The sequence below is a fragment of the Streptomyces sp. Tek67B01 genome, assembly GCF_055231995.1.
Genome location: NZ_JBUYUY010000001.1, coordinates 782341 through 807343, shown reverse-complemented (window position 1 = coordinate 807343; position 25003 = coordinate 782341). Strand labels below are relative to the sequence as shown.

Here is a 25003-nt window from a genome sequence, read left to right as displayed (position 1 = left end):
GGCCACTCGCGCGGAGCCCGTGGGGATCACCGCCCGAAGCGGCGATCCGCCCGTCACCACCCGCTCGGGGGTACGGCCCCCGCGGCCGTACGGAACCCTCGGGTCCCGTACGGCCGCGGCTTGCTCACCGACGTCGTGTCACAGCGCCGGGTAGGCGTTCTTCAGGAGCTCCTGGAACTGGGCCGAGAACCACTGGCCCGAGAGGGGCGCGTTCGGCAGTGCGCCCGACATGCTGTTCCCGTTGCGGGCGTTGCCCGTGTACGTCGGGTCGCACATCCGGTCGAAGCCCTTGCCCTCGTTGTTCGGGATCTCCTTGCTCGAGCCGTCCGACTCGCCCGGCGGCTTCATCCACACGTACGCGTCGATGCCCGCGGCCGGTGCGGCCTGCGGCCTCTCGCCCAGCCCGGCGCCGGCCTGGTTGCACCAGTTGCCGAGGTGGATGCGCCGGTCGTAGCGACCGCCGTTGACGTATGTGTCGACGCTGGTCAGAGCACCGGGACCGGTCGGCCGGGCCGCGCCGCCCCAACCGTTGCGGGAGGTGTCGATCAGCATGCCGAGATTGGCGTCGAAGCCCAGGGAGATCAGTTTGGCCCGCATGGCCTGCGCGTACGACACCTCGTCCGTGTACCGGTTCCAGTCGATCCACTTCGACTGGCGTACGGAGGTCCCGTTGACGGAGTCGCCGATCGTGAAGTGGTCCTCTTTCAGCGCGCTGTAGTTGGCCGTGTTCACGATGAAGCCGTGAACCTTGGAGAGTGCGGAGCCCTCGGCGGTGGCGGCCTGCTTGAAGAGTTCGGCGGAGGCTCCGAAGTTGTCGTCCCAGCCGAGCCAGCCGTGGTGGCCCGCGTCCAGGTAGTTGTAGACGTTGGCGATCGACCCCAGCTTGTTCAGCGCGTAGCCGACGCCCTTGACGTAGTTTCCGTTGGCCTTCATCGCATCGCAGCCGGCGGTGGCCGTCGGGCGCCCGGAGACGTTGGTGACCAGGTTGGGCAGCGAGTCGATCTCGACCGTGGTGACGATCCGGAGCCCCGCGTACTTGGGGTCGGCCAGGATCGAGGCGATCGGGTCGATGTACTGCGTCTTGTACTTGTCGATCTCGGTGGGACCCAGCTCGCCGTTGGACGCGAGCGCGGCGCAGTCGCGTCCGGGCAGATCGTAGATCACGAGCTGGACGACGAGCTCACCGCTGCCCTTCTGCACGAGTGCCCGGTCCAGGTGATCGCGCAGACCCATGCCGCCGTTCGCACCGGCGATGGCGGCGATGCGGTCCAGCCAGACGCCGGTGGGCTGGTTCGACACCTTGGTGCCGCCCGGCTCGGCGGCGGCCTTGGCGGACCACTCGGGGTTCACGTACACCTTGGCGCCGGCGTACGGGTTGTCGGCCTTGCCGCCCGAAGGCGGCGGGGTGGTGGGCGGTGTCGTCGGGGGAGTGGTCGGCGGTTCGGTCGGCTGTGTCGTGCCGTCGCAGGTGACGCCGTTGAGCTTGAACGTCGCGGGGACGGAGTTCGTTGCGCTGTAGGAGCCGTTGAAGCCGAAGGAAGTGGAACCGCCGGTGGCCAGGTTGGCGTTGTACGAGAGGTTCCTGGCGGTCACGGCCTGCCCTGACTGGGTGATCGAGGCGTTCCAGCCCTGGGTGACCTTCTGGTCGCCCGCGTAGGACCATTCCAGGGTCCAGGCGCCGACGGGGTCGCCGGTGTTGGTGATGACGACATCGGCTCCGAAGCCGGTGCCCCACTGGCTGGTGATCCGGTACTCGACCTTGCAGCCGGCGGTGGCGGCTCCGGCGTCGGTGGTCAGGACGGTGGCGGTGACGCCGGTCGCGCTGATCAGCCCGAGGGCCGCCAGCAGGGCGGTGCGGCGGGGTAAGCGGCTCATCTCGTGGGTGCCTTTCAGTTCAGGGCGCGCAGATGGTCGCGCAGCCCGGTGCCGAACGGGGTGGGTGTGCCGTCGTACGAGGTGATCAAGGAGGGACCCGAGGAGCAGTTCCAGGTGTTCCAGGTCCAGCCGAGATACGAGAGGGCGTGGGCGTCGGACCAGGCCATGACGCGGTCGATGAACGCGTGGCCGCAGGTGTTCTCACCGATCTCGCCGGTGACCAGGGGCACGTGGGCGGCGACCGGGGCGAGGGTGCTGTCCCAGCACGCCTCGTCGGCGCAGGTGTTGAAGTTGTAGACGTGCCAGGCAGCGGCCAGATTGCCCGTGGGGTCGGTGGGGGAGTGGGCGAGCCACTGGCTCAGGTCGTTGGAGTACGCGATGCCGGGGACGAGGACGAGATTGCGGGCCCCCGTCGAGCGGACGGCGTCCACCAGGTCCTGCATGCCGGCGACCTCGTAACCGATGCCCGGGCAGGTGCCGCCGTCGCGCCAGCAGCTCCAGGCCTGGGCGGCGCCGGCTGTCGCCCGGTCGGGATACGGCTCGTTGAACAGGTCGAAGGCGACCCGGCGGTCGTTCTTGAAGGTGTTCGCCACCGAGGTCCAGAACGCGGGGGCGTACTGGGCGTCGGGCATCGGCTTCTGACAGGAGGCGTGGACGTCGGCGCAGCCCGAGGAGTTGCCGGTGTACTGGCCGTACGTCCAGTGCAGCTCGACGACCGGCGTCATGCCGTGCGCGATGACCCGGTCGACCAGGCCCTTGACGGCGTTCACGTAACGCGCGCCGCCGTACTCGGGCTTGATGTTCGCCAGACCGAGCCAGCACTCCTCGTTGAGGGGGATGCGGACGGTGTTCGCCTTCCAGTCGGCGATGGCCCGCACGGAGGCGTCGTCGACAGGACCGTCGAAGATGCCGTGACCTTGGACGCACATGAACTCGGCCCCGGAGCGGTTGACACCCAGGAGGCGGCGAGTGGTGCCGTTCCGATCGGTGATCCGGTTGCCGGTGACGGCCAGTTCGGGTGCTCCGGAGGCCGGACCGGGGGGCCCGGTCGGGTCGGTGGGGGTGGGTGAGGTCGGGGTGGGTGAGGTCGGGGTGGGTTCGGGGCCGGAAGCGGACTCGCAGGGCGCTCCGCCCAGCGTGAACGCCGTGGGCGTCGTGTTCGAGCCCGACCACGAGGCGATGAATCCGGTCGTCACGCTCGCGCCGGCGCCGAGGGCGGCGTTCCATTCCTCGTTCACGGCCGTGACGGCCGTCCGGGTCTGGGACCACTTGGCGCCCCAGCCCTGGCTGATGGTCTGACCTGCGGGGAAGCCGAAGCCGAGACTCCAGCCGTTCAGCGCGGAACTGTTGTTGGTGACCGTGACCGAACCCTGGAAGCCGCCGGCCCACTGGCCGACGACGGAGTACTTCACCGTGCAGACGGGTGCGGCCGCGGCTCCTGGGGCCGTACCCACGACGGCGAACACACAGCTCGCCATCGCGAGCGCCGCTCCGGTGAACAGCGCGGACAGACGTGGGGGGCGTCGCATGAGCGACTCCTTGCAGCGAGGGCGCGTGCTGACGACGCGCCGACTGACGGAATCGCTCCCACTGGTTCGGCCAGACCGTAGCGGCAACCGGCGCGAAGCAACAGAGGGATCGCTCAAATTCCCCGTCGTATGGCTTCGACTCTTCGCACACCTTGACGCCGCCGGGTCCGCTCTGCACAGTGGGAGCGCTCCCACTGGTTCAGGACTTGTGCTTGTGTTCGGTCAGGCGCGCCATTCGTCTCCCGCTCACCGACCGCGCGGAACGAGGACCCCGTCGAACGGAGAGCCGTACCGTCCGCACCCGCTTGCTCCGCCCCGGCTTCAGGTGGGGTGGAGCAAGCGGGCCGTTCCGCCCGCAAGACTTACCCCTGCGCCCTTCCCTCGCGGGCCGCGGGGACGGTTGCGATGTGATCGCGAACAAATACACTCTCGTCGGCACTCGTGAGACAGTCGTAGTGTCCGCGCGGCCCGCGTGACGGACGACCGGTGACCGGATCCGGGGAACGGTCCGAACGCGAACGCCGTCACGTGCGGACACCGGCGGCCGATCCGCACCGCATGACCGACGAGGGGGGCCTTGAGTGGGAACCGCAAGCACCGAGCCGGAGTCCCGTCAGCCCGTGATGGCGGATGTGGCGCGGGTCGCCGGCGTCTCCCACCAGACCGTGTCGCGGGTGCTGAACGGCGCACCGCACGTCCGGCCCGATACCCGGGACCGGGTCCTCGCCGCCATCCGCGAGCTGGACTACCGCCCCAACTCGGCGGCTCGCGCGCTGGTCACCCGACGCTCCCAGACCCTCGGTGTGGTCAGTTTCGGCAGCGCGCTGTACGGGCCCGCCTCGATGCTGGACGGGATCGAACAGGCCGCGCGCAGCGCGGGGTACTTCGTCAGCGTGGCCAGCCTGCGGTCGCTGGACAGCCGCTCCGTACAGGAGGCGGTTGACCGGCTCCGCGACCAGGGCGTGGAGGGCATCGTCGTCATCGCCCCGCAGATCTCCGCGGTGAGCGCGGTGGCGAAGCTGTCCAGCGTGGTGCCCGTGGTCGCCGTCGGGTCCGGCAGCCAGTCCCGGGTGCCGGTGGTCGCCGTCGACAACGAGGCGGGCGCGCTGGCCGCCACCCGCCACTTGCTCGACCTCGGGCACGCCACGGTCCAGCACGTCGCCGGCCCGTCCGGCTGGCTGGAGACCAAGACCCGGCAGGACGGCTGGCGCAAGGCCCTGGAGGCCTGCGGCGCCGAGGTGCCGCCGGTGCTGAGCGGGGACTGGAGCGCGAGGTCCGGGTACGAGGCCGGCCTGCGGATCGCCGAGGACCCCCTCGTCACGGCGGTTTTCTGCGCCAACGACCACATGGCCCTCGGTCTGCTCCGCGCCTTCCATGAGGCGGGCCGCGCGATTCCGGGCGACATCAGCGTGGTGGGGTTCGATGACATCCCGGAGGCCGCGTACTTCGCCCCGCCGCTGACCACCGTCCGTCAGGACTTCGGTGAACTGGGACGGCGCGCCCTGGAGCTGCTGGTGGAGGAACTGACCGGCGTCGATCACGCCCGCAGTCATGTGCTGATCTCCCCGGAGATGGTGCTGCGCCACAGCGCGGGCCCCGCGGCGCGCCGTTGGTCGGCGGCGCCCGTGGTCGGCGGTCCCCCCGTGGCGCGCCCGTAGTCGGCGGTGCGGCGCGGTCGCCTCGCGGGCGGCGGCGCCGAGGCCACCGCGCGCCGCCGTCTCGTACGCGCTTTGCGCACCCTTGACACGGCGAATGTTAACGCTAACAATCGCCGAGCGGGTGTCCCGCCCTCGCCCCTTCCGCCCGCGCGGCGCTCCGTACGAAGGATGTGAAGTGACCGTGACCCCAACCACCCAGACCGCGGAGAGCCATGTCGTGGGTGTCGACTTCGGCACGCTCTCCGGCCGGGCCGTGGTGGTCCGCGTACGGGACGGCGAGGAGCTCGGCTCCGCCGTCCACGCGTACCCGCACGGCGTCATCGAGCGTGAACTGCCCACCACAGGACGCCCCTTGCCGCCCGACTGGGCCCTTCAGCACCCCGAGGACTGGCGCGAGGTGCTGCGCACCGCCGTTCCCGCCGCGGTGGCCGCGAGCGGTGTGGACCCGGCCACCGTCATCGGCATCGCGACCGACTTCACCGCCTGCACCGTCCTGCCCGTACGGGGCGACGGCACCCCCCTCGCCGAGACCGCGCTGGGCGTGCGCCCGCACGCCTGGCCCAAGCTCTGGAAGCACCACGCGGCCCAGAGCCAGGCCGACCGGATCAACCACCTCGCCCACCTCCGCGCCGAGAAGTGGATCTCCCGCTACGGGGGCAGGATCTCCGCCGAATGGCAGTACGCCAAGGCGCTCCAGGTGCTGGAGGAGGACCCGCGGACCTACGCCGCCACCGAGCGCTGGATCGAGGCCGCCGACTGGATCGTCTGGCAGCTGACCGGCGTCGAGACCCGCAACACCTGCACGGCGGGGTACAAGGGAATCCACCAGGACGGCCACTACCCGAGCGAGGACTACCTCGCCGCCCTGCACCCCGACTTCGCCGACTTCGCGCGCACCCGCCTGGAGCACCCGCTCTCCCCCCTGGGCTCCCGGGCCGGCTCCCTGACCGCCGAGGCCGCCGCCTGGACCGGGCTGCCCGAGGGCATCGCCATCGCCGCAGGCAACGTCGACGCCCATGTCGCCGCCCCCGCCGCCCAAGCCGTCGAGAACGGGCAACTCCTCGCCATCATGGGCACCTCCACCTGCCACGTCGTCAACGGTCCCGCCCTCGCCGACGTCCCCGGCATCTGCGGAGTCGTCGACGGCGGCATCATCGAAGGCGCCTACGGTTACGAGGCCGGACAGAGCGCGGTCGGGGACATCTTCGCCTGGTGGCTGCGCCAGGGCGTACCCGCCGACTACCTGGCCGAGGCCGAGACCACCGGGGAGGACCTGCACCAACTGCTCTCCCGCAAGATCGCCGGCCAGCCCGTCGGCGGCCACGGCCTGGTCGCCCTCGACTGGATGAACGGCAACCGCTCCACCCTGGTCGACCACCACCTCTCCGGTGTCATCGTCGGCCTCACCCTCGCCACCCGCCCCGAGGAGATCTACCGCGCGCTGCTGGAGGCCACCGCCTTCGGGACCCGCACCATCGTCGAAGCCCTGGAGCAGGGCGGCGTCCCCGTCACCGAGTTCATCGTCGCCGGCGGACTGAAGCAGAACCCCCTGCTCATGCGGATCTACGCCGACGTGCTGCGCCGCCCCGTCTCCCTCGCCGAATCCGACCAGGGCCCGGCCCTCGGCTCCGCCATACACGCCGCCGTGGCCGCCGGCGCCCACCCCGACGTACGCACCGCGGCCGCGGCCATGGGCCGGGTGCGGCGCGACGCCTACCGGCCGGACCCCGCGCGGGCCGACGCGTACGACCGCCTCTACGACGAATACCGCGCCCTGCACGACCACTTCGGGGCCGGCCCCGACAAGCTCCTCCACCGCCTGCGCGCCCTGCGCAACGCGGCGTTGGGCGCCGGGCGAGCCGATCCGAAGGCCACCGAGGGCGCCGCCCCGGCCGCCGCCGTCCACGAGAGCGAGGTCCGCCCATGAGTTCCCCGATCGACCTGCTGCGCCGCCAGGTGAGCGAGCTCCACCAGGAGCTGGTCCGCTACGGGCTCGTCGTCTGGACGGCGGGCAACGTCTCGGCCCGCGTCCCCGGCGAAGACCTGCTGGTCATCAAGCCGAGCGGCGTCCCGTACGACGAACTGACGCCCTGGAACATGATCGTCTGCGACCTGCAGGGCAAGGTCGTCGAGGGCAACCACTCCCCGTCGTCCGACACCGCCGCGCACGCCTACGTCTACCGCCACATGCCCGAGGTCGGTGGAGTGGTCCACACCCATTCGACGTACGCGAGTGCCTGGGCCGCGCGCGGTGAGGCAGTGCCCTGCGTACTGACCGCCATGGCGGACGAGTTCGGCGCCGCGATCCCCGTCGGCCCCTTCGCGCTGATCGGCGACGACTCCATCGGCCGGGGCATCGTCGAGACCCTCCAGGGCCACCGCTCACCCGCCGTCCTGATGAAGAGCCACGGCGTCTTCACCATCGGCAAGGACGCCAAGGCGGCCGTCAAGGCCGCCGTGATGTGCGAGGACGTCGCGCGCACCGTCCACATCTCCCGCCAGCTCGGTGAACCCCTGCCGATAGCGCAGGACGACATCGACCGTCTCAACCACCGCTACCGGAACGTGTACGGCCAGCGCCCCGCCGCCCGCTAAGGAGACACCCGCCCCCATGAAGGCACTGAAGGCAATCGAGGGCCGCGAGGTCTGGTTCCTCACCGGCAGCCAAGGCCTCTACGGCGACGACACCCTGCGTCAGGTCGCGGAGCAGTCCCGCCGGATCGCCGACGCGCTCGGCGACCACGCGGGCATGCCGGTGCACATCGTCTGGAAACCGGTGCTCACCGACGCCGGGGCCATCCGGCGGGTCTGCCTGGACGCCAACGCCGACGACGGGTGCATCGGCCTGATCGCATGGATGCACACCTTCTCCCCAGCGAAGATGTGGATCTCGGGCCTGGACGCGCTGCGCAAGCCGCTGCTCCACCTGCACACCCAGGCCAATGCCGCGCTGCCCTGGGCGTCGATCGACATGGACTTCATGAACCTGAACCAAGCGGCCCACGGGGACCGCGAGTTCGGCTACGTCCAGTCCCGTCTCGGCGTCGCGCGCAAGACCGTCGCCGGGCACGTCACCGACCCCTCGGTCGCCGCCCGGATAGCCTCCTGGGCCCGGGCCGCCGCGGGCCGCGCCGAACTGGCCGCCCTCAAGGTGGCGCGGTTCGGCGACAACATGCGCGACGTCGCCGTGACCGAGGGCGACAAGGTCGAAGCCCAGCTCCGCTTCGGCGTCTCGGTCAACACCTACGGCGTCAACGACCTGGTCGAGGCCGTCGACGCGGCCACCGACGCCGACGTCACCGAACTGGTCAAGGAGTACGAGGACACCTACCGCCTCGCGCCCGAGCTGCGCGCGTACGGGGACCGGCACGACTCGCTGCGCTACGCCGCCCGTATCGAACTCGGCCTGCGCGGCTTCCTCGCGGACGGCGGCTTCCAGGCCTTCACCACGAACTTCGAGGATCTCGGGGGGCTTCGTCAGCTCCCCGGCCTGGCCGTGCAGCGACTGATGGCCGACGGCTACGGATTCGGCGGCGAAGGCGACTGGAAGACCTCCGTCCTGCTGCGCACACTGAAGGTGATGGCCAGCGGGCTGGTGGGGGGCACCTCGTTCATGGAGGACTACACCTACCACCTGGAGCCGGGGCGGGAGCTGATCCTCGGCGCGCACATGCTGGAGGTCTGCCCGACCATCGCGTCGGACGTGCCGTCGTGCGAGATCCACCCGCTGGGCATCGGCGGCCGCGAGGACCCGGTCCGGCTCGTCTTCGACGCCCGCACCGGACCCGCGGTCGTGGTCGGACTCGCCGACATGGGCGACCGGTTCCGTATGGTCGTGAACGAGATCGACGTGGTCGAGCCCCTCGAACCGCTGCCCCGCCTCCCGGTCGCGCGTGCGGTCTGGCAGCCGCGACCGAACCTGCGCACCTCGACCGAGGCGTGGCTGACCGCCGGCGCGCCCCACCACACCGTGCTGTCCGGCGCGCTGGGCACCGAGGAACTGGCCGACCTCGCCGAGATCCTCGCCACCGAACTGCTGGTCATCGACGCGGACACCACGATCCGCCGGTTCACCCAGGAGATCCGCTGGAACCAGGCGTACCACCGCCTGGCCCAGGGCTTCTGACGCCCGAGCACGTCCGGCGCTGCCCCTCCCGGACCGGGACGGGCGGCGTGCCGACGTCATGCCGGGGGACGCGAGCGCCCGCTCGGCGGGGCGAAGTGCACACGCACGGCGGTCCTGCCGCCGCGCGAGCCCGGCCGCTGACGGCCGACTGGCCCTCGAAGGCGCAGCCCACCGGCCGCTGACCCGGGGAGGCGGCCACGTACCGCACGGCGGCCACGAAGGCGACTTCGACGCGCGCGTCCGGGACGCCACCGAGGCGTGCGAACCTGGCCGCGTCGGGGGTCCGCCTCGCCCCGCATGCCCCGGACGGCGACCAAGGTCGCCCCGGCGCGCTCACGGCTCGGGCGACCCGCTCACCCTCGTCTTCTCGGCCGCCACCGACGCACCCACGGGCGTCGACCCGGCCGACCACGCCTGCCCCGGCCCGGCCGGCGCGGGCTACTGCACGTCCACACCGGGCGCCTCTTCGGCCGCCCGTTGACGGGCCCCGGCGGGGGCTCCACGGCCCCCGCTCCGCGTCCCGCCCGTCGGCCGAACCCGGCGGAGCCACCCGCTACCGACAGCAGTGAGAACCGGGTCCGGCGCGTCCCCCCCCCGCGGGGGACGCGCCGGACCCGGCCGTGACCGCTCAGGAACCGGCCTTGCGCTTGTTGTAGACGTCGAACCCGACCGCGGCAAGCAGCACCAGACCCTTGATGACCTGCTGGTAGTCGGTGCCGATGCCGACCAGCGACATGCCGTTGTTGAGCACGCCGAGCACCAGGCCGCCGATGATCGCGCCGAGCACGGTGCCGACACCGCCCGACGCCGAGGCGCCGCCGATGAACGCGGCGGCGATGGCCTCCAGTTCGAAGTTGATGCCGGCCTGCGGCGTACCCGCGTTGAGGCGCGCCGCGAAGACCATCCCGGCCAGCGCCGCCAGCACGCCCATGTTGACGAAGGCGAGGAAGACGACCCGCTTGCTCTTGACGCCCGACAGCTTCGCCGCGGCCTCGTTGCCGCCGATCGCATACGTGTGGCGGCCCAGGATGGAGTTGCGCATCAGGTAACCGAAGGCGACCAGCAGCACGCCCAGGATCAGCAGCACGATCGGGAAGCCGTGGTAGCTCGCCAGCAGCAGCGTGAACGCCAGTACCGCGGCCGCGATGGCGCCCAGCTTCGCAAGGAAGAAGACCGGCGGGAGCAGTTCCAGTCCGTAACGGGCGGCCTGCCGGCGGCCCCGGACCTCCTGGAGCACGGCCAGGGCGAGTACGCCGAGCCCCAGCAGCAGGGTGAGGTTGTGGTAGTCGGTGTGCGGGCCGACCTCCGGCAGGAAGCCGCTGCTGATCTCCTGGAAGCCCTTCGGGAAGGGCGCCACCGACTGGCCCTGCAACACGATCTGCGTCCCGCCGCGGAACAGCAGCATGCCAGCCAGCGTCACGATGAACGACGGGATGCCCACGTACGCGATCCAGAACCCCTGCCAGGCCCCGGCGGCCGCGCCGATCAGCAGGGCGGCGGCCAACGCGAGCGGCCACGGCACGTCGTGCTTGACCATCATCACGGCCGCGGCGGCGCCGACGAAGGCGGCCAGCGAACCGACCGAGAGGTCGATGTGCCCGGCGATGATCACGATCATCATGCCGATGGCCAGGATCAGGATGTAACTGTTCTGCTGGATCAGGTTGGTGACGTTGAGCGGCTGGAGCAGGATGCCGTCGGTCCAGATCTGGAACACCGCGACGATCAGCGCCAGCGCGACCAGCATGCCGTACTGGCGTATGTTGCCGCGCAGCGCCCGCGCCAGCAGGGGCCTGAGGCCGCCACCGCCCCCGGGCTGCGCGGGCCGGGCGCCCTTGAGGTCCGTGGTGCCCGTGGTGTCCGTGGTTTCTGTCTGGGCCATGCCCTACACCTGCTCGTTCCGGGTCGCAGCGCTCACGGTCATGAGGCGCATGAGTGATTCCTGGGTCGCGTCCGCGCGGTCCACCTCGCCGGTGAGCCGGCCCTCGGCCATCGTGTAGATGCGGTCGCACATGCCGAGCAGCTCGGGGAGTTCGGAGGAGATGATCAGCACCGCCTTGCCCTGGGCCGCGAGTTCGGCGATCACCGCGTAGATCTCGGCCTTCGCGCCGACGTCGATGCCCCGGGTGGGTTCGTCGAGGATCAGCACCTCCGGCTCGGAGAAGATCCACTTGCTGAGGACGACCTTCTGCTGGTTGCCGCCGCTGAGCTTCCCGGTCTGCGCGAACACCGACGGTGCCTTGATGCGCATGGCCTCGCGGAAGGACTCCGCGACCCGGGTCTCCTCGTGCTCGCTCACCCAGCCGCGCCGGGCGACCTTGCCGAGCGCGCTCAGCGAGATGTTGCGGCTGATGCCGTCCATCAGGTTCAGGCCGAGGTGTTTGCGGTCCTCGGTGACGTACGCGAGGCCGTGGCCGATCGCCTCCGGGACGCTGCGGGTGCGGATCTCCTTGCCGTTCATCAGCACCCGGCCCCCGGTATGGCGTCCGTACGAGCGGCCGAAGACGCTCATCGCGAGCTCGGTGCGGCCCGCGCCCATCAGGCCGGCGATCCCGACGATCTCGCCGCGCCGCACCTGGAGCGACACCCCCTCGACGACGTTGCGCTGGTGGTCGATGGGGTGTTGAACGGTCCACCCCTCGACGGCGAAGACGACCTCGCCCACCTCGGGGGTGCGCTCGGGATAGCGGTGCTCGAGATCGCGGCCGACCATGCCCCGGATGATCCGGTCCTCGGAGATGCCCTCCGTGCCGACCTCGATGGTCTCGATGGTCCGGCCGTCACGCAGGATCGTCACCGAGTCGGCGACCTGGGCGATCTCACCCAGCTTGTGCGAGATGAGGATGCAGGAGATCCCCTGGGCCTTGAGCTCCAGGATGAGGTCGAGGAGCTTGCGGCTGTCCTCGCCGTTGAGGGCGGCCGTCGGCTCGTCCAGGATCAGCAGCTTGACCTCCTTGGCGAGCGCCTTGGCGATCTCGATCAACTGCTGCTTGCCCACGCCGATGTCGGCGACCCGGGTGTGCGGACTCTCGTCCAGGCCCACCCGCCGCAGCAGCGCCGTGGCGTGGGTGAGCGTCTCGTTCCAGCTGATGATGCCCCGGGTGGCGTGCTCGTTGCCGAGGAAGATGTTCTCGGCGATGGAGAGGTACGGCACCAGGGCGAGTTCCTGGTGGATGATGACGATGCCGCGCTGTTCGCTGGCCCGGATGTCCTTGAAGGCGCAGGGCTCGCCCTGGAAGAGGATCTCGCCCTCGTAGGAGCCGTGCGGGTGGACCCCGCTGAGCACCTTCATCAGGGTCGACTTCCCGGCGCCGTTCTCACCGCAGACGGCGTGGACTTCACCGGGGGCGACGCTCAGGTTGACGTCGGAGAGCGCTTTGACCCCCGGGAACGACTTGCTGATCGAACGCATCTCGAGGACGGGTCCGGCCATGGTGGTGCATCCGTTCGACAGGGGCGCGGCGGGCGGGGCCTGTCAGGTCGACTGCCCCGCCCGGACGCGCCCGGCTCTGGTGCGGCCCCGCGTGCGGGTCGCGAGGGCTACTTGAGCTGGTCGGCGGTGTACTGCCCGCCGTCGACCAGGACCTTCCGGTAGTTCTCCTTGTCGACGCTGACCGGGGGCAGCAGGAACGCCGGGACGACCTTGACCCCGTTGGCGTACTGTTTGGTGTCGTTGACCTGGGGCTTGCCGCCGGTGAGCAGCGCGTCCCCCATCTGTACCGCGACCTTGGCCAGTTCGCGGGTGTCCTTGTAGACGGTCTGCGTCTGCTCCCCCGCGATGAGGGACTTCACCGAGGCCAGCTCGGCGTCCTGGCCGGTGACGATCGGAAGCGCCTTGCCCGAGCCGCCGTAGCCGACTCCCTTGAGGGAGGACAGGATGCCGATGGAGATGCCGTCGTAGGGGGAGAGCACCGCGTCGACCCGGGCGGAGGTGTACGACTTGCTGAGCAGGTTGTCCATCCGGGACTGGGCGACGCCGCCGTCCCAGCGCAGGGTGGCGACCTGGTTGAAGCCCGTCTGACCGCTCTGGACGACCAGCTTCTTCTGGTCGATGTACGGCTGGAGCACGCTCATGGCGCCCTGGAAGAAGAAGGTGGCGTTGTTGTCGTCCGGCGAGCCGGCGAACAGCTCGATGTTGAACGGCCCCTTGCCGTTCGCGAGTTCCAGCTTGTCGACGATGTAAGTGCCCTGCAACACACCGACTTTGAAGTTGTCGAAGGTCGCGTAGTAGTCGACGTCCCCGGTGCCGCGGATGAGGCGGTCGTAGGAGATCACGGGGATCTTCGCCTCGGCGGCCCTGTGGAGGACGTTGGTGAGCGAGGAGCCGTCGATGGCGGCGACCACCAGCAGCTTGGCACCCTTCGTGATCATGTTTTCGATCTGCGACACCTGGTTCTCGACCACGTTGTCGCCGTATTGCAGGTCGGTCTTGTAACCCTTGGCCTGGAACTGCTTGACCATGTTGTCGCCGTCGTTGATCCAGCGTTCCGACGACTTGGTGGGCATCGCGATGCCGACGAGACCGCCCTTGGCGTCACCGCCCTTCGCTCCGTCGCCGACACCGTTGGCACTCTGGCCGCAGGCCGTCAGGGCCAAGGTGAGGCCCGCGGCGGCGAGGCCCGTCAAAACCTTTCGCACTCTTCCTCCAGTGGTGAGACGCGATCGACGCGACCTCGGCGAAGCCTCGGATCGGATCGAGCGGGGTCGAGCGCCGGCCGGGGTGGGGGTGGCCGGGTTCGCTCGCGGTCGGCGCGGCCGACCGGGCGGCGAGGTGAGCGGACCCTGCCGGCGGCCCGGATGGGTGCCGCTCGGGGCTGGCGTTACATGAGTGTTAACGCTCACAGAAACCGCGTCAAGGGCTCGGAGATCACCGTTGCATATAGCGATGGGGGTGGTCGGAGCGTGATCGACGACGGGCTTGACGGCAGGATTGTTAACGCTAACAATCACCTCACCCGGCCGACACGGGAGGGCTCATCCCGTGTTCCCGCCGTTCGCGCGCCGCCAGGGGATCTCGGCCCACACCTGCTTGCCGCCGCTGAGCGGGACCGAACCCCAAGCCGCCGTCGTGGCCTCGACGATGAGCAGCCCGCGACCGCCGGTCGACTCCCAGCTCACCCACACCGGTTTGACCGGGCTGCGCGGCGACGCGTCGTTCACGGCGATCCGCAACCGGTCCGCCGACAGGGTCAGATCCATCCCCACCTCGCCCTGCGTGTGCGCGATGGCGTTGGTGACCAGCTCGGAGACGACCAGCAGAGCCGAGTCCAGCTCCTCCTCCACCCCCCAGGACCGCAGGGTGCGCGTGGTGAAGCGGCGCGCGTGCAGGACCGCGTTGGGCACCCGCCACACCGTCCAGTGGGTCCGCATCGGCCGGCCCCGGGCGCCGTCGTAGCGCAGCAACAGCAATGCCACGTCGTCGTCGCGGCGGCCCACGCCGACGACCAACTCGTCGGCGACCGCTCCCGCATCGACCGGGTTGACCGAGGCGAGGACACCGCACACCCGCCGCATGCCCTCCTCCAGGGGAAGCCTGGCGGACTCCACCAGACCGTCCGTCAGCAGAACGAGCAGGGTGCCGGGCGCCAACCCCACCTCGGTCATCGGGTATTCGGCCTCCGCGATCACTCCCAGCGGAGGGCCGCCCTCGACCGCCATCTCCTCGGTGAGGCCGTCGGGACGGCGCAGGATCGGCGGCAGATGGCCGGCCCGTACGACCTTGGCGATTCCCTCCTCCATGTCCAGGTCCACGTACCCACAGGTGGCGAAGAGATCGGTCTCCATGCCGACGAGCAGACGGTTGGCCCGCGCGACCACCACATCGGGCGGGTGGCCCTCGACCGCATAGGCCCTGACGGCCGTACGCATCTGGCCCATGATGGTGGCGGCTCCCGCGCTGTGCCCCTGTACGTCCCCGATGACGAAAGCCACATGACCGTCGGCGAGCGGAATGACGTCATACCAGTCGCCGCCGACCTCCAGTCCGGCCGTCGCGGGCAGGTAGCGGGCGACGGCGACCCCGCCCGACAGCTCCGGGAGCTTACGGGGCAGCAGACTGCGCTGGAGCATGGTGGCGAGTTCGTGGCCCGCGTCCAGCGCGTGGGCGCGCACCAGCGCCTGCCCCGCCAGCCCCGCGGTCGCGGTGAGCAGCGACCGCTCCTCCGGGCCGAACCGGTGCTCCGCGTCCCAGCCCACCAGGCAGACCCCGACCAACCGGCCGTCCGCGGGCAGCGGCACCACCGCGAGACCGCCGGGCCCGACACCCAGCAGACCGGGTTCCAGGACCGCGCCCGGCGGCCAGAGACTCAGGTGCCCCCCACGAAGCGCGCTCTGCAGGGTGGGCAGGTCGCCGAGCGATACGTCGGGCCACTCGGACCGCCATTCGGAGCGCCAGACCTCGGGCCAGGCATCGGGCTCCGGAGGGTCGAGGGCGGTGATGATGAGCCGTTCGGGCTCCAGTTCACCGACCGCGACCCGGGAGGCGCCGAGCGGCTCGCGCAGCGAGGCGACCACCAGCCGGCTAACCTCTCGGATGGTCGCCGCTCCCGCCAAAGTCGCCGACAGCCGTTGCACGAGGGAGACCTCGTCGGCGCTGGGACGCAAATAGGTGGCATCGGCCACCACACCCAGGACCCGCCGCGGTGTGCCGTCGGAGTCCACCTCCACGCGGCAACGCAGCCCCAGCCAGCGCAGTTCGCCGTTCGGACGGCGGATGCGGAACGCCAGCTGCTGTCCGGCGGCCGCCAGGCGGTCCGGTTCGACGATCGCCATCAGCGCGGGCATGTCGTCGGGGACGGCGCAGGCGAGCAGGGTCTCCACCTGTCCGTCGAACTGCTCCGGAGGCAGCCCGAGCAGTTCCAGCACGTGCGCGTGGGCCTCCATGCGGCCGGTGCCCAGGTCCACGATGAACGCGCCGCCCTGGTGAGGCACCAGGGACTGACTCAGATGCGCCTGGGGAGCCTCACGTCCGGGGACGCGCGCGGCGACCGACGCGAGTCCGGCGGCCACCTGATCGGCGTACAGCTCCAGGAGGCTGCGGTCGTCGGCGCTGAAGCCGTTCCCGACCTCCCCGGCGACGATCAGACAACCCAGCTCCTGGTCACCGTGTCCCAGGGGCAGCGCGCCCAGCGAGATCCTGGCCGGCGAGTTGGGGGCACCGTCGCGGACCTGCGTCGGGAAGTGGTGGGGATCGCGCTCGATGAAGGTGGCGAGTTCCCTGGGGGTCAGCCACAGCGGCCGACCGGAGCGGAAGGCGTCGGCGGTGGGCGAATGGCCGCCCACGGCGAGGATCGCGGGCAGTCCGTAGAGGATGGCGCGGTTTCCGGTCAATTCGGCCAGATGGAGTTCCCTGCCCTGGTCGGCGACCACGTAGACAGCGGCGAGCTCAGCCCCGCAGAACGCAAAGCGAGGACCGCTCACTGTCCGTATCGCCTCCTCTCGGGTGCGTCCCGCCGACCGCCCTCTCTCCATGCTGTCGTCCCCGCGACCGTCCGGGCGAGTCGGAACACGCGCCGAGGGGACGCCGACGCCGCCCTAGGGGCGGCGTGCGGTGACGACGTAGTAGTCCAGGATGCGCCGCTGGTACGCCCGCAGGAAGTTCCGCGGCCAGGTGTCCGGCGCCCACAGGCGGGACAGCCATGCGTCCCAGCCGGCCCAGACCTGCGGGCCGATCGACTCGGCCCGCGCCCCCGAGAGCCCGGACGCCGTGAGCGCGTCCGTGAGCGCCGTCACCGGGCGTGCGATGTCCAGGCCCTTCGCGTAGGTGTCCAGCAGCCGCGACAGTTCCTCGTCCCGGGCGGGCGCGTCGTCCGCGGCGAAGAAGCTGGCGACGGCGACCCGTCCGCCCGGACGCAGCACGCGCGCCGCCTCCCGCGCGAAGGCGACCAGGTCCGGGAAGTGCTGTGCGGCCTCCACGCTGACGACGATGTCGAACCCGCCCTCCTCGAAGGGCATCTGCTGCGCCGCGCCCTGTACGAAGGTCAACCGCTGCGGTACTTCCTCCAGGAGGCTCGCGTGCGCCTCACGGGCCCGCCCCAGCTGGGCGGGGTGAATGTCCATGCCGGTGACGTGGGCGGGACCGTGCTCGCGCAGGGCCAGCGCGCAGCCCATGCCGAGCCCGCAGCCCACTTCGAGCACCCGCTGTCCCCGTAGCGGCGCCGCGGCGTCCAGGACCCGCCGGTAGAGGTCCTGCTGGCTGCGGACGCGCTCCGCCTCACCGAGCGGGGCCTTCAGATCGATCCCCCGCCAGTAGCCGAAGGTGATGAAACCGCCCGCGAAGACCGGCTCCCTGCTGAGGTCGGCGGGTCCGTACGTCTCCCGCACCGCGGGCCGCACGACGGGGAAGGACTCCTGGGCACCGAATGCCACCTCGTGACACCTCCTGGTAACGGGCGAAGCGCGGCCGTACCGCCCCGGCCAGTCTGGCACCATCCGCGCCCCCGCCCGGTGCGGGCGCGGACCCGTGGCCTGTGTCGAACCGAGGACGGCCGGAATGGACCGCTTCACACGGTCGTGTAGGGCACCCGCCCCGCCCGTGGCGCAAAAGTGATCAACGACCTTCCCGCCGAACGGGTGATCATTATGCTGGCGCCATGCTTGACGTACCTCTTTCAGCGCTGGAAGTCGCGATGGTCCAGACGGGCACCAGCGCCGTGGACACCTTGCGGGACACCGCGGCCTTCGCACAGGGACTGGAACGGCTGGGATACCACCGGATCTGGTACGCCGAGCACCACCACTCGCCCGCGATCGGTGCGTTCCCGCCGGTCGTGCTGATCGCGCACGCCGCCGCCATGACCTCGGCCGTCCGTCTCGGCTCGGGCGGGGTGTTGGCCCCCAACCACGCTCCCCTCATGCTGGCGGAGCAGTTCGGGACGTTGGCCGCCCTGCACGAGGGCCGCGTCGACCTGGGCATCGGCCGCGGCCCCGGCACCTTCGACGAGGCCATCGCGCGGGCGCTTCGCCGCGGCGCCGGACCGACGACCGACGCGGAGTACCGGGGCGACGTGGCCTCGATCCTGTCCTTCCTGGTGGACGAGGTGGCCGTACGCCCACTGCCGGAGCCCTGGCTGTTGGCCTCCAGCGCCGCGGGCGCAGCTCTCGCGGCGGCACTCGGCCTGCCGGTCGCCGTGGCGCACCACATCCGGCCGGACAACACCCGTGCGGTACTGGAGCGCTACCGCGCGGAGTTCACCCCGTCCCGGTGGTGCGAGCGGCCTCGGGTGCTGCTGTGCGTCGAGGCGGTGTGCGCGGACACGGAGGAAGAAGCCGTGTGGCGACTGGGGCCGATGGACGTCGTCAAGGCCGGACTCCTCAAGGGCGTGAGCGACGTGCCCTTCCCCACCCCGGCGCAGGCCGCGGCCCACCCCTTCACGGAGGCGGAGCGAGCGGCGCTGGCCCATTTCCGGGCGCAGCAGGCCGTCGGGACGCCCGAGACCGTCGTGCACCGGCTCGACCGGCTGGTGCGCGAGACCGGGGCGGACGAACTGATGGTGACCACGCCCGTCCACGACCTCGGCGACCGCCTGCGCTCCTACGAGCTCGTCAAGAAGTACTCCGAGGCCGCGACCGCGTCGTAGGGACCGGCCCTCAGGAGGGTTTGGTCGGGGAGAAGGCGGTGACGGTCGCCTTGTTGTCGCACTCCGCGAAGACGCCGTCGTCCATGGAGATCTGGTGCGAACCCGCGCCGGGAACGCCCAGGACGACGGTGGGGAAGGTGGCGGGCGTGGCGCCGGACACGCAGTAGCCGTCGGCCTCACCCTGCACGTTGACGAAGGTGAGCTTGGTCCACGCGCGGGCGCCCGCGGCGAGGGACACCGTGGCGGCCGAACCGCTGGGGGTGGTCGTCAGTGGGACGTTGTGGTCGGGCGAGCCGTTGCCGGCGCCGGCGACCGTAGGGAAGCCGTGGAGCGTGCAGGGGCTCTTCGAGGTGTTGGTGACGGAGACGACGGCCGCTCCCGTGCCCGTACCCGGCGGTCGGACATCGGCCTGGTGGGCCGCGGAAACCTTGATCTCGTCGATCGTGCAGGCCTTGGGGCCACCGGTCGGGCCGGGAGCCGAGGGGCTCGGCGTGACGTGACCGGTGCCGCCGCCGGGGGACGTACCGCCGGTGGGGGCCGGCTTGCCCGGCTCCGGGGCCGCGGGCGCCGATGGCGTCGACGACGTGGACGACGGCTTGGCGGTCGCGGCGTCCGCGCCGGTCGGCGTACAGCCCGTCATCAGGGCGGTGACCGTCATCGCCGCCGCCAGCGCCCCCGCGGTCCGGCCGACGCCTGCTGAGTACTGCATGAGTTCTCCCCGATGTCCCTGACCGGTCCCGCGCCGGCACCCGCCCTCGGACACGCCGTCATGCCCACCGCGGTTCTCCCGGGCACCCCGTCGTGGCAGTTCCGTGACGCGCCCGTCGCACTCGGGGCCCCGGGCGGCGGCCCGGGGCGGCGCGGACCGACGGCGGGGGTGGCGGTCAGGTGAGGGTCGCGAGGATGGACCGGGGGTCGAAGGTGACGCGGATGCGGGTGATCCTGCCGTCCTCCACGTGGCTCCAGTTGGCGGTCGGGGTGGCCGGCGCGCCGGGCACGTACAGGTCGAACCATGTGATCACGTCGGTGTCGGTGGCGACGCGGGCGTGCACCTCGATCCGTTCCAGCATCTGCCCCATGCGCTTCAGGCCCTGGAGGCACTCCTCGGCGCCCCGCGCGGTTCCGAGCGTGCCGACGAAGTCGACGTCGGGGGAGAGCAGGGCGCCCATGGTGTCGTAGTCGCCCGCCTCCCAGGCGGTGAAGTAGGTCTCGGAGATCTCAGCCGGAGTCATCGTCATGACTCCATGCTGTCCGCCGGTGATCCATCTGTCCAACAGATGGTAGTGATGGCTCGTATCATTTTCGATTATGGAGATGCATCAGCTGCGCTACTTCGCGGCCGTGGTCGAAGAGGGCTCGTTCACCGCTGCGGCGGCGCGGCTGCACGTCAGCCAGTCCGGTGTCAGCACGCAGGTGGGGAAGCTGGAGCGGGAGCTGGGCCAGCGGCTGCTGGAGCGCTCGGGGCGCAGGCCGCGGCTCACTCCGGCCGGGGAGGCCGTGCTGCCGCTGGCCAGGCAGGCCTTGGAGACGCTGGATTCCATCGCGCACACGGCCGCCGAGTTCGCCGAGGCCGTACGGGGGCGGGTGCGCCTCGGGATGATCAGGGGTTGCTCGATCCCGGGGCTCCTCGACGTCGTGGCGGGGCTCGCGACCTCCCACCCGGGTGTCGAACTCGGCCTGTACGAGGACGATTCGGAGGCGTTGCGCGAACGGGTCCTGGCGCGCTCCCTCGACCTGGCGCTCATCGCCTTCGCGGGTGGAGAGGAGACCGGCGCCGAGAGTGCCGGCCTGGACGTGTCCGTCTTCCTGCGGGAGCCCCTGACGGCGGTGGTGCCCGTCGGCCACCGGTTGGACAGGGCGTCGGTGCGCCTGGCCGACCTCCGGACGGAGAAGGTGCTCTGCCTGCCGCCGGGTACGGGCATCCGGGCGGCGTACGACCGCTCGTGCGCGCGGGTCGGCCTCGGGGCGCAGGTCGCGATCGAGGCGGCTTCACCGTCGGCGCTGACGGGTCTGGCCCGGCGCGGTGCGGGGGTCGCCGTCCTGACGCGGTCCTCCGGCGCGGAGGAGGGGATGAGTGCCGTACCCGTCCGCGACGCGGCGACGCCGGCCTGCCTCGGACTCGCGATCCGGCCCGACCAGCGCGCTCCCGCGACCCGGCTCGTGCTTGCCGCCCTCCGCGAGGCGCTGGGGCGGGAGGGGGTCTGAGGCCGACTCCGGGGGCGGGGCTCGATCCGGGCGGGCCGGCCGGCCGTCGCCGTGACCGGGCCCGGCGCACGGAAACGTTCCTGCGGTGAAATGTGGCCTCCAGTCGGGTGACGGGATTCCCGGGCCCCGCGTCCCGGCCGGTCGGCTCCGCTACAACCTGGCGGCGTGAACCCCAACCGTCTGCGGGCCGTGCCCGCCGTTCTCCTCGCCTTCGCCGCGTCCGTTCCCCAGGCCGCCGCCACTCCGGCGGCGCCCGCGACGGCCACACCCGATCCGATCGTCTTCGTACACGGCTGGAACAGCGACGGTTCGACCTGGGACACCATGGCCGGCCGCTTCCGCGCCGACGGCCGGCCCGCCGGGCGCCTGGACCAGTGGACCTACCCGACCAGCCAGTCCAACGTCACGACCGCCCACCGACTCGCCGCCGAGATCGACCGCGTCCTCGCCGCCACCGGCGCCGCCAAAGTGGACCTGGTCACCCATTCCATGGGCGCCCTCTCCTCCCGCTACTACCTGAAGCACCTCGGCGGGGACCGCAAGGTCGACGCCTGGGTCTCCCTCGCCGGGCCCAACCACGGCACCAACACCGCCTACTTCTGCGGAGGCGCGTCCTGCGCCGAAATGCGTCCCGGCTCGCCGTTCCTGAACGAGCTCAACGCCGATGACGAGACCCCCGGCGCACCCCGCTACGCCACGTGGTGGTCGCCGTGTGACAGCGTCATCAACCCCGACAGCAGCACCGTCGCCCTCAGCGGCGCGGTGAACACCGAGACCGGGTGCATCCGGCACACGGACTTCCCGGTCGACGCCCGGGTCTACGAAGAGGTCAAGACCCACCTGCGTTGAAGCGGGCCGGGAGGAATACCCGGCCGGCGGTCTGCGCAGGACGGTCCTGGGCAGGCTCGCCCTGTAAGAGAGCTCCACACCCGACGCTGACGAAGGAGACCACCGTGGCCATCGCATGGGACGAGTACCTGGCCCAGGTCCAAGAACGCGGTCAATACCCGACCGCGCGGGAGGCCGAGCGTTCCACCCGCGCCGTGCTGGCCACCCTGGGCGGCCACCTCGCGGACAGGGAGCGCACGGAACTCGCCGCCCAACTGCCCGCCCCCTGCGGGCCGCCGCTCCTGGACGCCGTCCCGGCGACCGCGCCACTGGCCCCGCCGGAGTTCGCGGGAGCGGTCGCGCTCCTGATCGAGGGCGCGACCCCTGACACCGCCCACTGGGACAGCGGCGCGGTCCTCAGCACCGTCGCCGACGTGGTCGACGCGGACGTGCTGCGGCGCGCGCTCGACCGACTCCCGCCCGGGTACGCGCTCCTGTTCGGCCGCACGGACCCGGTCTGACGCGGTCGCCCGAGGGCTACGAGGCCGGGGCGGGCGCGGTCGTGGTGTCCGCGACGGGCTCTGCGACCGCGTCGGCCACCGGCCCTTCGGCCCCCTGCCCCGCGGCCACCGTCACCCCGGCCGCCGGATCGGCGGTGGCGGGCTGGACGGCGGTGTACATCACCGAGCCCTGACGGTGTTCCTTCTCGATCTGCCCCTTCTTGACCAGGCCTTCCAGCGTGTTGCGGACGACCTGGCCGGAGGCGGCCCGGCCGGGGTACGCCTGCGTCAGCTCGGCGGTGACCTCGCTCACCATGCGGGGCTCCGCAGCCTTGACGAGCATGGCGTGGACGAGTTCACGCAACGGGGGCTCATCCGTCCCGGCCGTCTTCTTGGCCCGCGCAGCGGGCCTCGTGACCCCGGCGGTCTTCTCCGTGGCGGGGGTGGACGCGGCGGCGACGGTTCGCTCGGCCGCGCCGGTCGGCTTCGTCTTGCCCTCGGCGGCCTTGCCCTCGGTGGCCTTGGCGGCGGCCGGCTTGGCGGCGGGCTTGCGGGCCGCGGGCTTGTGGACGGCGGCCTTGGTCTCCGTGTCCGACGCGGCGGTGCCGGAGGCCTTCTTCGTCTGGGTCGCCTTCCTCGCCCGCGTCGTTCCACCCGTGCTCTTCCTCGCCTGACGGGGCCGCGGGACGGCGCCCGTCGTCGGCGCCTTCGCGGGCGCCGGCGTCTCGGACGCGGGTGCGCTCTCACCGGCGGTCGGCAGTACACCCTGCGCGCCGCAGAGCCAGAGCTCGTCCGCCTTGAGTTGGTTCAGGCGCCCTTCCAGTTCCTCGATCTGCGCGGTGAGGTCCGCCTGTTCCTTGCGATTGGTTTCGAGATCGGCGGCGAACCGCTGTGCGTACAGGTCGTGGATGGGCGTGGTGACAGGCTCGTTGGCCATGTGCGGCTCACTTTCCTCATACCTCACGGTGGTGCTGTCGGATGCTACCCAGCCGCAAGCCCTTCTTTACCCGAAAGCCGCACTGTTGCTCCTCGTCATCGCCGGGAAAACACGGACCGTTCGGCGCCGGCGCCGCGCGACAGGGGGGAGCGGGCGCCGGCACGGTTGCTCCGGCGCACCCTCGGGCCCCCTTCGGGTTCACCGCATGACACGCGGGAGGCGCAGGCTCAGCAGCACCGTCAGCGCGATCAGGCCCAGTTGCACAGACAGGGTCGTCGTGAGGGCGTCCCGCATCCCGATCGAGGGGGCGAGCGCGAGGAACAGACTGCCCAGGGTCGCGACACCCAGCGCCAGAGCCGACTGCTGCGTGGTGACCATGACACCGCCGCCCACCCCGGCCCGGTCGGCCGGTACGTCGGACAGCATCAGGCGCATCAGCACGGGCAGTTGGAGCCCCTGTCCCAGGCCCGCCACGGCAACGCCCGGTGCGAGCCCGAGGAGGCCGAGCTCCGGCCAGTCGCGCAGGACCGCGAGGACCAACAAGACGATGCCGAGAGCCTGGAGCACGCCGCCCACGGTGACGACCCGACTGCCGTACCTGCCGATCAGTCGCGGGCCGGCGAGCGAGGCCGCGAAGAAGGCGACCGCCATCGGTACCAGCGCGAGCCCGGCGGAGACCGGCCCCATGCGCAACCCCTGCTGCAACGTCACGGCGATGACGAACATGAACCCGCTGAAGCCGATCGAGAACGGCACCACCATCAACAACCCGCGCCGCAGCGATTCCAGTCGCAGCAGGCTCGGCGGGACCAACGGGGTCCGGCCGAGGCGGTCGGCGCGGCGCTCGGTGACGTAGAACGCCCCGGCCGCGAGCGGGAATACACCGAGCGAGACCCACGTCCAGACGGGCCAGCCGGCGGCCCGGCCCTCGGTCAGCGGCAACAGGAGGGACACGAGCGACAGGGCCAGCAGCAGCGTTCCCGGTACGTCGACCGAGGCGGGCCGGTGGGAACGGGTCTCCGGGACGGCGCGGAAGGCGAGCACCAGTCCCACCAGTACGACCGGGACGTTCACGAGGAACACCGAACGCCAGCCGGTGCCCGCCACGTCGGCGGCCACCAGGACGCCGCCGAGGATCTGCCCGGCGACCATGGAGAGTCCGGCGGTCGCACCGTAGAAGCTCATGGCGCGGGCGCGGCGCGGCCCCTGCGTGGTGGCCTGGATGGTGGCGAGCACCTGAGGCAGCATCAGCGCGGCCGAGGCGCCCTGGGCCACCCGCGCCGCCACCAGCGTCCAGGCGGTGGGGGCCAGGCCGCAGACCAGGGAGGTGACTCCGAAGGCGGCCATGCCGGTCAGGAACAGCCTGCGGCGACCGATCGTGTCCCCGAGACGGCCCCCGAGGACCAGGAGGACGGCGTAGGTGACCCCGTAGCCGCCGACGATCAGTTCCAGCAGGGCCGGGCCGGCGGCGAGGTCGCTGTCGATGGCCGGCAGCGCCACGTTGACGATGAAGAAGTCGATCAGGGGAAGGGCCGCGCCCAGCAGCACGGTGAACAGCCCGAGGCGGCCCAGTACCGCTTCGTGAGGGACGACGGGGACGGCGGTGGGTCCCGGGGTGGTGACCGGGCCCGTCGCGGTCGGCGAGGACGCGGGGTTCTCGCGTACGTTCGCTTGGATGGTTTCGGTTGCTTCGCTCACGAGGTAGACGATCCACCCGCGCCCAGCCTGGTACCAGAGTCTTCTTATCCTGGTACAGGCAGTACCTGG

General features: G+C 71.4%; 19 protein-coding genes. 8 read left to right on the top strand and 11 right to left on the bottom strand.

Annotated features, from left to right (window positions below):
• Positions 1 to 138 precede the first annotated feature (138 nt).
• Together ACV7NM_RS03950 and ACV7NM_RS03945 are read right to left on the bottom strand one after the other, a co-directional pair.
• Positions 139 to 1875 (bottom strand): glycoside hydrolase family 6 protein, encoded by a 1737-nt coding sequence (locus ACV7NM_RS03950; protein ID WP_463408920.1) that lies wholly within the window; start codon positions 1873 to 1875, stop codon positions 139 to 141.
• Positions 1876 to 1889: 14 nt separating this feature from the next.
• Positions 1890 to 3404, bottom strand: coding sequence for a cellulase family glycosylhydrolase (locus ACV7NM_RS03945; protein ID WP_463408919.1), 1515 nt, complete (start codon positions 3402 to 3404; stop codon positions 1890 to 1892).
• 623 nt (positions 3405 to 4027) lie between these two features.
• Between ACV7NM_RS03945 and ACV7NM_RS03940 the strand changes: the two genes are divergently transcribed.
• The 4 genes from ACV7NM_RS03940 (at position 4028) to araA (ending at position 9188) form a co-directional block, all read left to right on the top strand.
• Positions 4028 to 5062 (top strand): LacI family DNA-binding transcriptional regulator, encoded by a 1035-nt coding sequence (locus tag ACV7NM_RS03940; RefSeq protein ID WP_463413819.1) that lies wholly within the window; start codon positions 4028 to 4030, stop codon positions 5060 to 5062.
• A 94-nt stretch (positions 5063 to 5156) separates the two neighbouring features.
• Positions 5157 to 6989 carry a ribulokinase gene (locus tag ACV7NM_RS03935; protein ID WP_463408918.1) on the top strand — a complete coding sequence of 611 codons (1833 nt, stop codon included), beginning with the start codon at positions 5157 to 5159 and terminating at the stop codon, positions 6987 to 6989.
• Positions 6986 to 7657, top strand: coding sequence for an L-ribulose-5-phosphate 4-epimerase (locus ACV7NM_RS03930; RefSeq protein WP_463408917.1), 672 nt, complete (start codon positions 6986 to 6988; stop codon positions 7655 to 7657). The genes ACV7NM_RS03935 and ACV7NM_RS03930 overlap by 4 nt, the downstream gene beginning before the upstream one ends.
• A 16-nt stretch (positions 7658 to 7673) precedes the next feature.
• A complete protein-coding gene (gene araA, locus ACV7NM_RS03925) occupies positions 7674 to 9188 on the top strand; it encodes an L-arabinose isomerase (protein ID WP_463408916.1) in 1515 nt (504 codons plus the stop codon).
• 628 nt (positions 9189 to 9816) lie between these two features.
• Here araA and mmsB read toward each other — a convergent pair.
• From mmsB to ACV7NM_RS03900, 5 genes are all read right to left on the bottom strand, one after another.
• Positions 9817 to 11070 (bottom strand): multiple monosaccharide ABC transporter permease, encoded by a 1254-nt coding sequence (gene mmsB, locus ACV7NM_RS03920; protein ID WP_463408915.1) that lies wholly within the window; start codon positions 11068 to 11070, stop codon positions 9817 to 9819.
• Positions 11071 to 11073: 3 nt separating this feature from the next.
• A complete protein-coding gene (gene mmsA, locus ACV7NM_RS03915; RefSeq protein ID WP_463408914.1) occupies positions 11074 to 12621 on the bottom strand; it encodes a multiple monosaccharide ABC transporter ATP-binding protein in 1548 nt (515 codons plus the stop codon).
• A 107-nt stretch (positions 12622 to 12728) separates the two neighbouring features.
• A complete protein-coding gene (chvE, locus tag ACV7NM_RS03910; RefSeq protein WP_463408913.1) occupies positions 12729 to 13826 on the bottom strand; it encodes a multiple monosaccharide ABC transporter substrate-binding protein in 1098 nt (365 codons plus the stop codon).
• Positions 13827 to 14162: 336 nt separating this feature from the next.
• Complete coding sequence (locus ACV7NM_RS03905; RefSeq protein WP_463408912.1) at positions 14163 to 16607, bottom strand: SpoIIE family protein phosphatase; 2445 nt, start codon at positions 16605 to 16607, stop codon at positions 14163 to 14165.
• Positions 16608 to 16721: 114 nt separating this feature from the next.
• Complete coding sequence (locus ACV7NM_RS03900; RefSeq protein ID WP_463408911.1) at positions 16722 to 17555, bottom strand: class I SAM-dependent methyltransferase; 834 nt, start codon at positions 17553 to 17555, stop codon at positions 16722 to 16724.
• Between the two features lie 224 nt (positions 17556 to 17779).
• On the opposite strand from ACV7NM_RS03900, the gene ACV7NM_RS03895 reads away from it, so the two are divergent.
• Positions 17780 to 18766 (top strand): MsnO8 family LLM class oxidoreductase, encoded by a 987-nt coding sequence (locus ACV7NM_RS03895; protein ID WP_463408910.1) that lies wholly within the window; start codon positions 17780 to 17782, stop codon positions 18764 to 18766.
• Between the two features lie 10 nt (positions 18767 to 18776).
• On the opposite strand, the gene ACV7NM_RS03890 is transcribed toward ACV7NM_RS03895, so the two are convergent.
• Complete coding sequence (locus ACV7NM_RS03890; protein ID WP_463408909.1) at positions 18777 to 19475, bottom strand: DUF4232 domain-containing protein; 699 nt, start codon at positions 19473 to 19475, stop codon at positions 18777 to 18779.
• A gap of 175 nt (positions 19476 to 19650) precedes the next feature.
• Positions 19651 to 20004 (bottom strand): nuclear transport factor 2 family protein, encoded by a 354-nt coding sequence (locus ACV7NM_RS03885; RefSeq protein ID WP_463408908.1) that lies wholly within the window; start codon positions 20002 to 20004, stop codon positions 19651 to 19653.
• A gap of 70 nt (positions 20005 to 20074) precedes the next feature.
• On the opposite strand from ACV7NM_RS03885, the gene ACV7NM_RS03880 reads away from it, so the two are divergent.
• The 3 genes from ACV7NM_RS03880 (at position 20075) to ACV7NM_RS03870 (ending at position 22320) form a co-directional block, all read left to right on the top strand.
• On the top strand, positions 20075 to 20971 hold the full coding sequence (locus ACV7NM_RS03880; protein ID WP_463408907.1) for a LysR family transcriptional regulator: 897 nt from the start codon (positions 20075 to 20077) through the stop codon (positions 20969 to 20971).
• Positions 20972 to 21136: 165 nt separating this feature from the next.
• On the top strand, positions 21137 to 21820 hold the full coding sequence (locus ACV7NM_RS03875) for an esterase/lipase family protein (protein WP_463408906.1): 684 nt from the start codon (positions 21137 to 21139) through the stop codon (positions 21818 to 21820).
• Positions 21821 to 21924: 104 nt separating this feature from the next.
• Positions 21925 to 22320, top strand: coding sequence for a DUF2267 domain-containing protein (locus ACV7NM_RS03870; RefSeq protein WP_463408905.1), 396 nt, complete (start codon positions 21925 to 21927; stop codon positions 22318 to 22320).
• 16 nt (positions 22321 to 22336) lie between these two features.
• Here ACV7NM_RS03870 and ACV7NM_RS03865 read toward each other — a convergent pair whose 3' ends face one another.
• Positions 22337 to 23236, bottom strand: a complete 900-nt coding sequence (locus ACV7NM_RS03865) for a hypothetical protein (protein WP_463408904.1) — start codon at positions 23234 to 23236, stop codon at positions 22337 to 22339.
• Positions 23237 to 23434: 198 nt separating this feature from the next.
• Positions 23435 to 24808, bottom strand: coding sequence for an MFS transporter (locus ACV7NM_RS03860; protein ID WP_463413818.1), 1374 nt, complete (start codon positions 24806 to 24808; stop codon positions 23435 to 23437).
• Between the last annotated feature and the right edge of the window lie 195 nt (positions 24809 to 25003).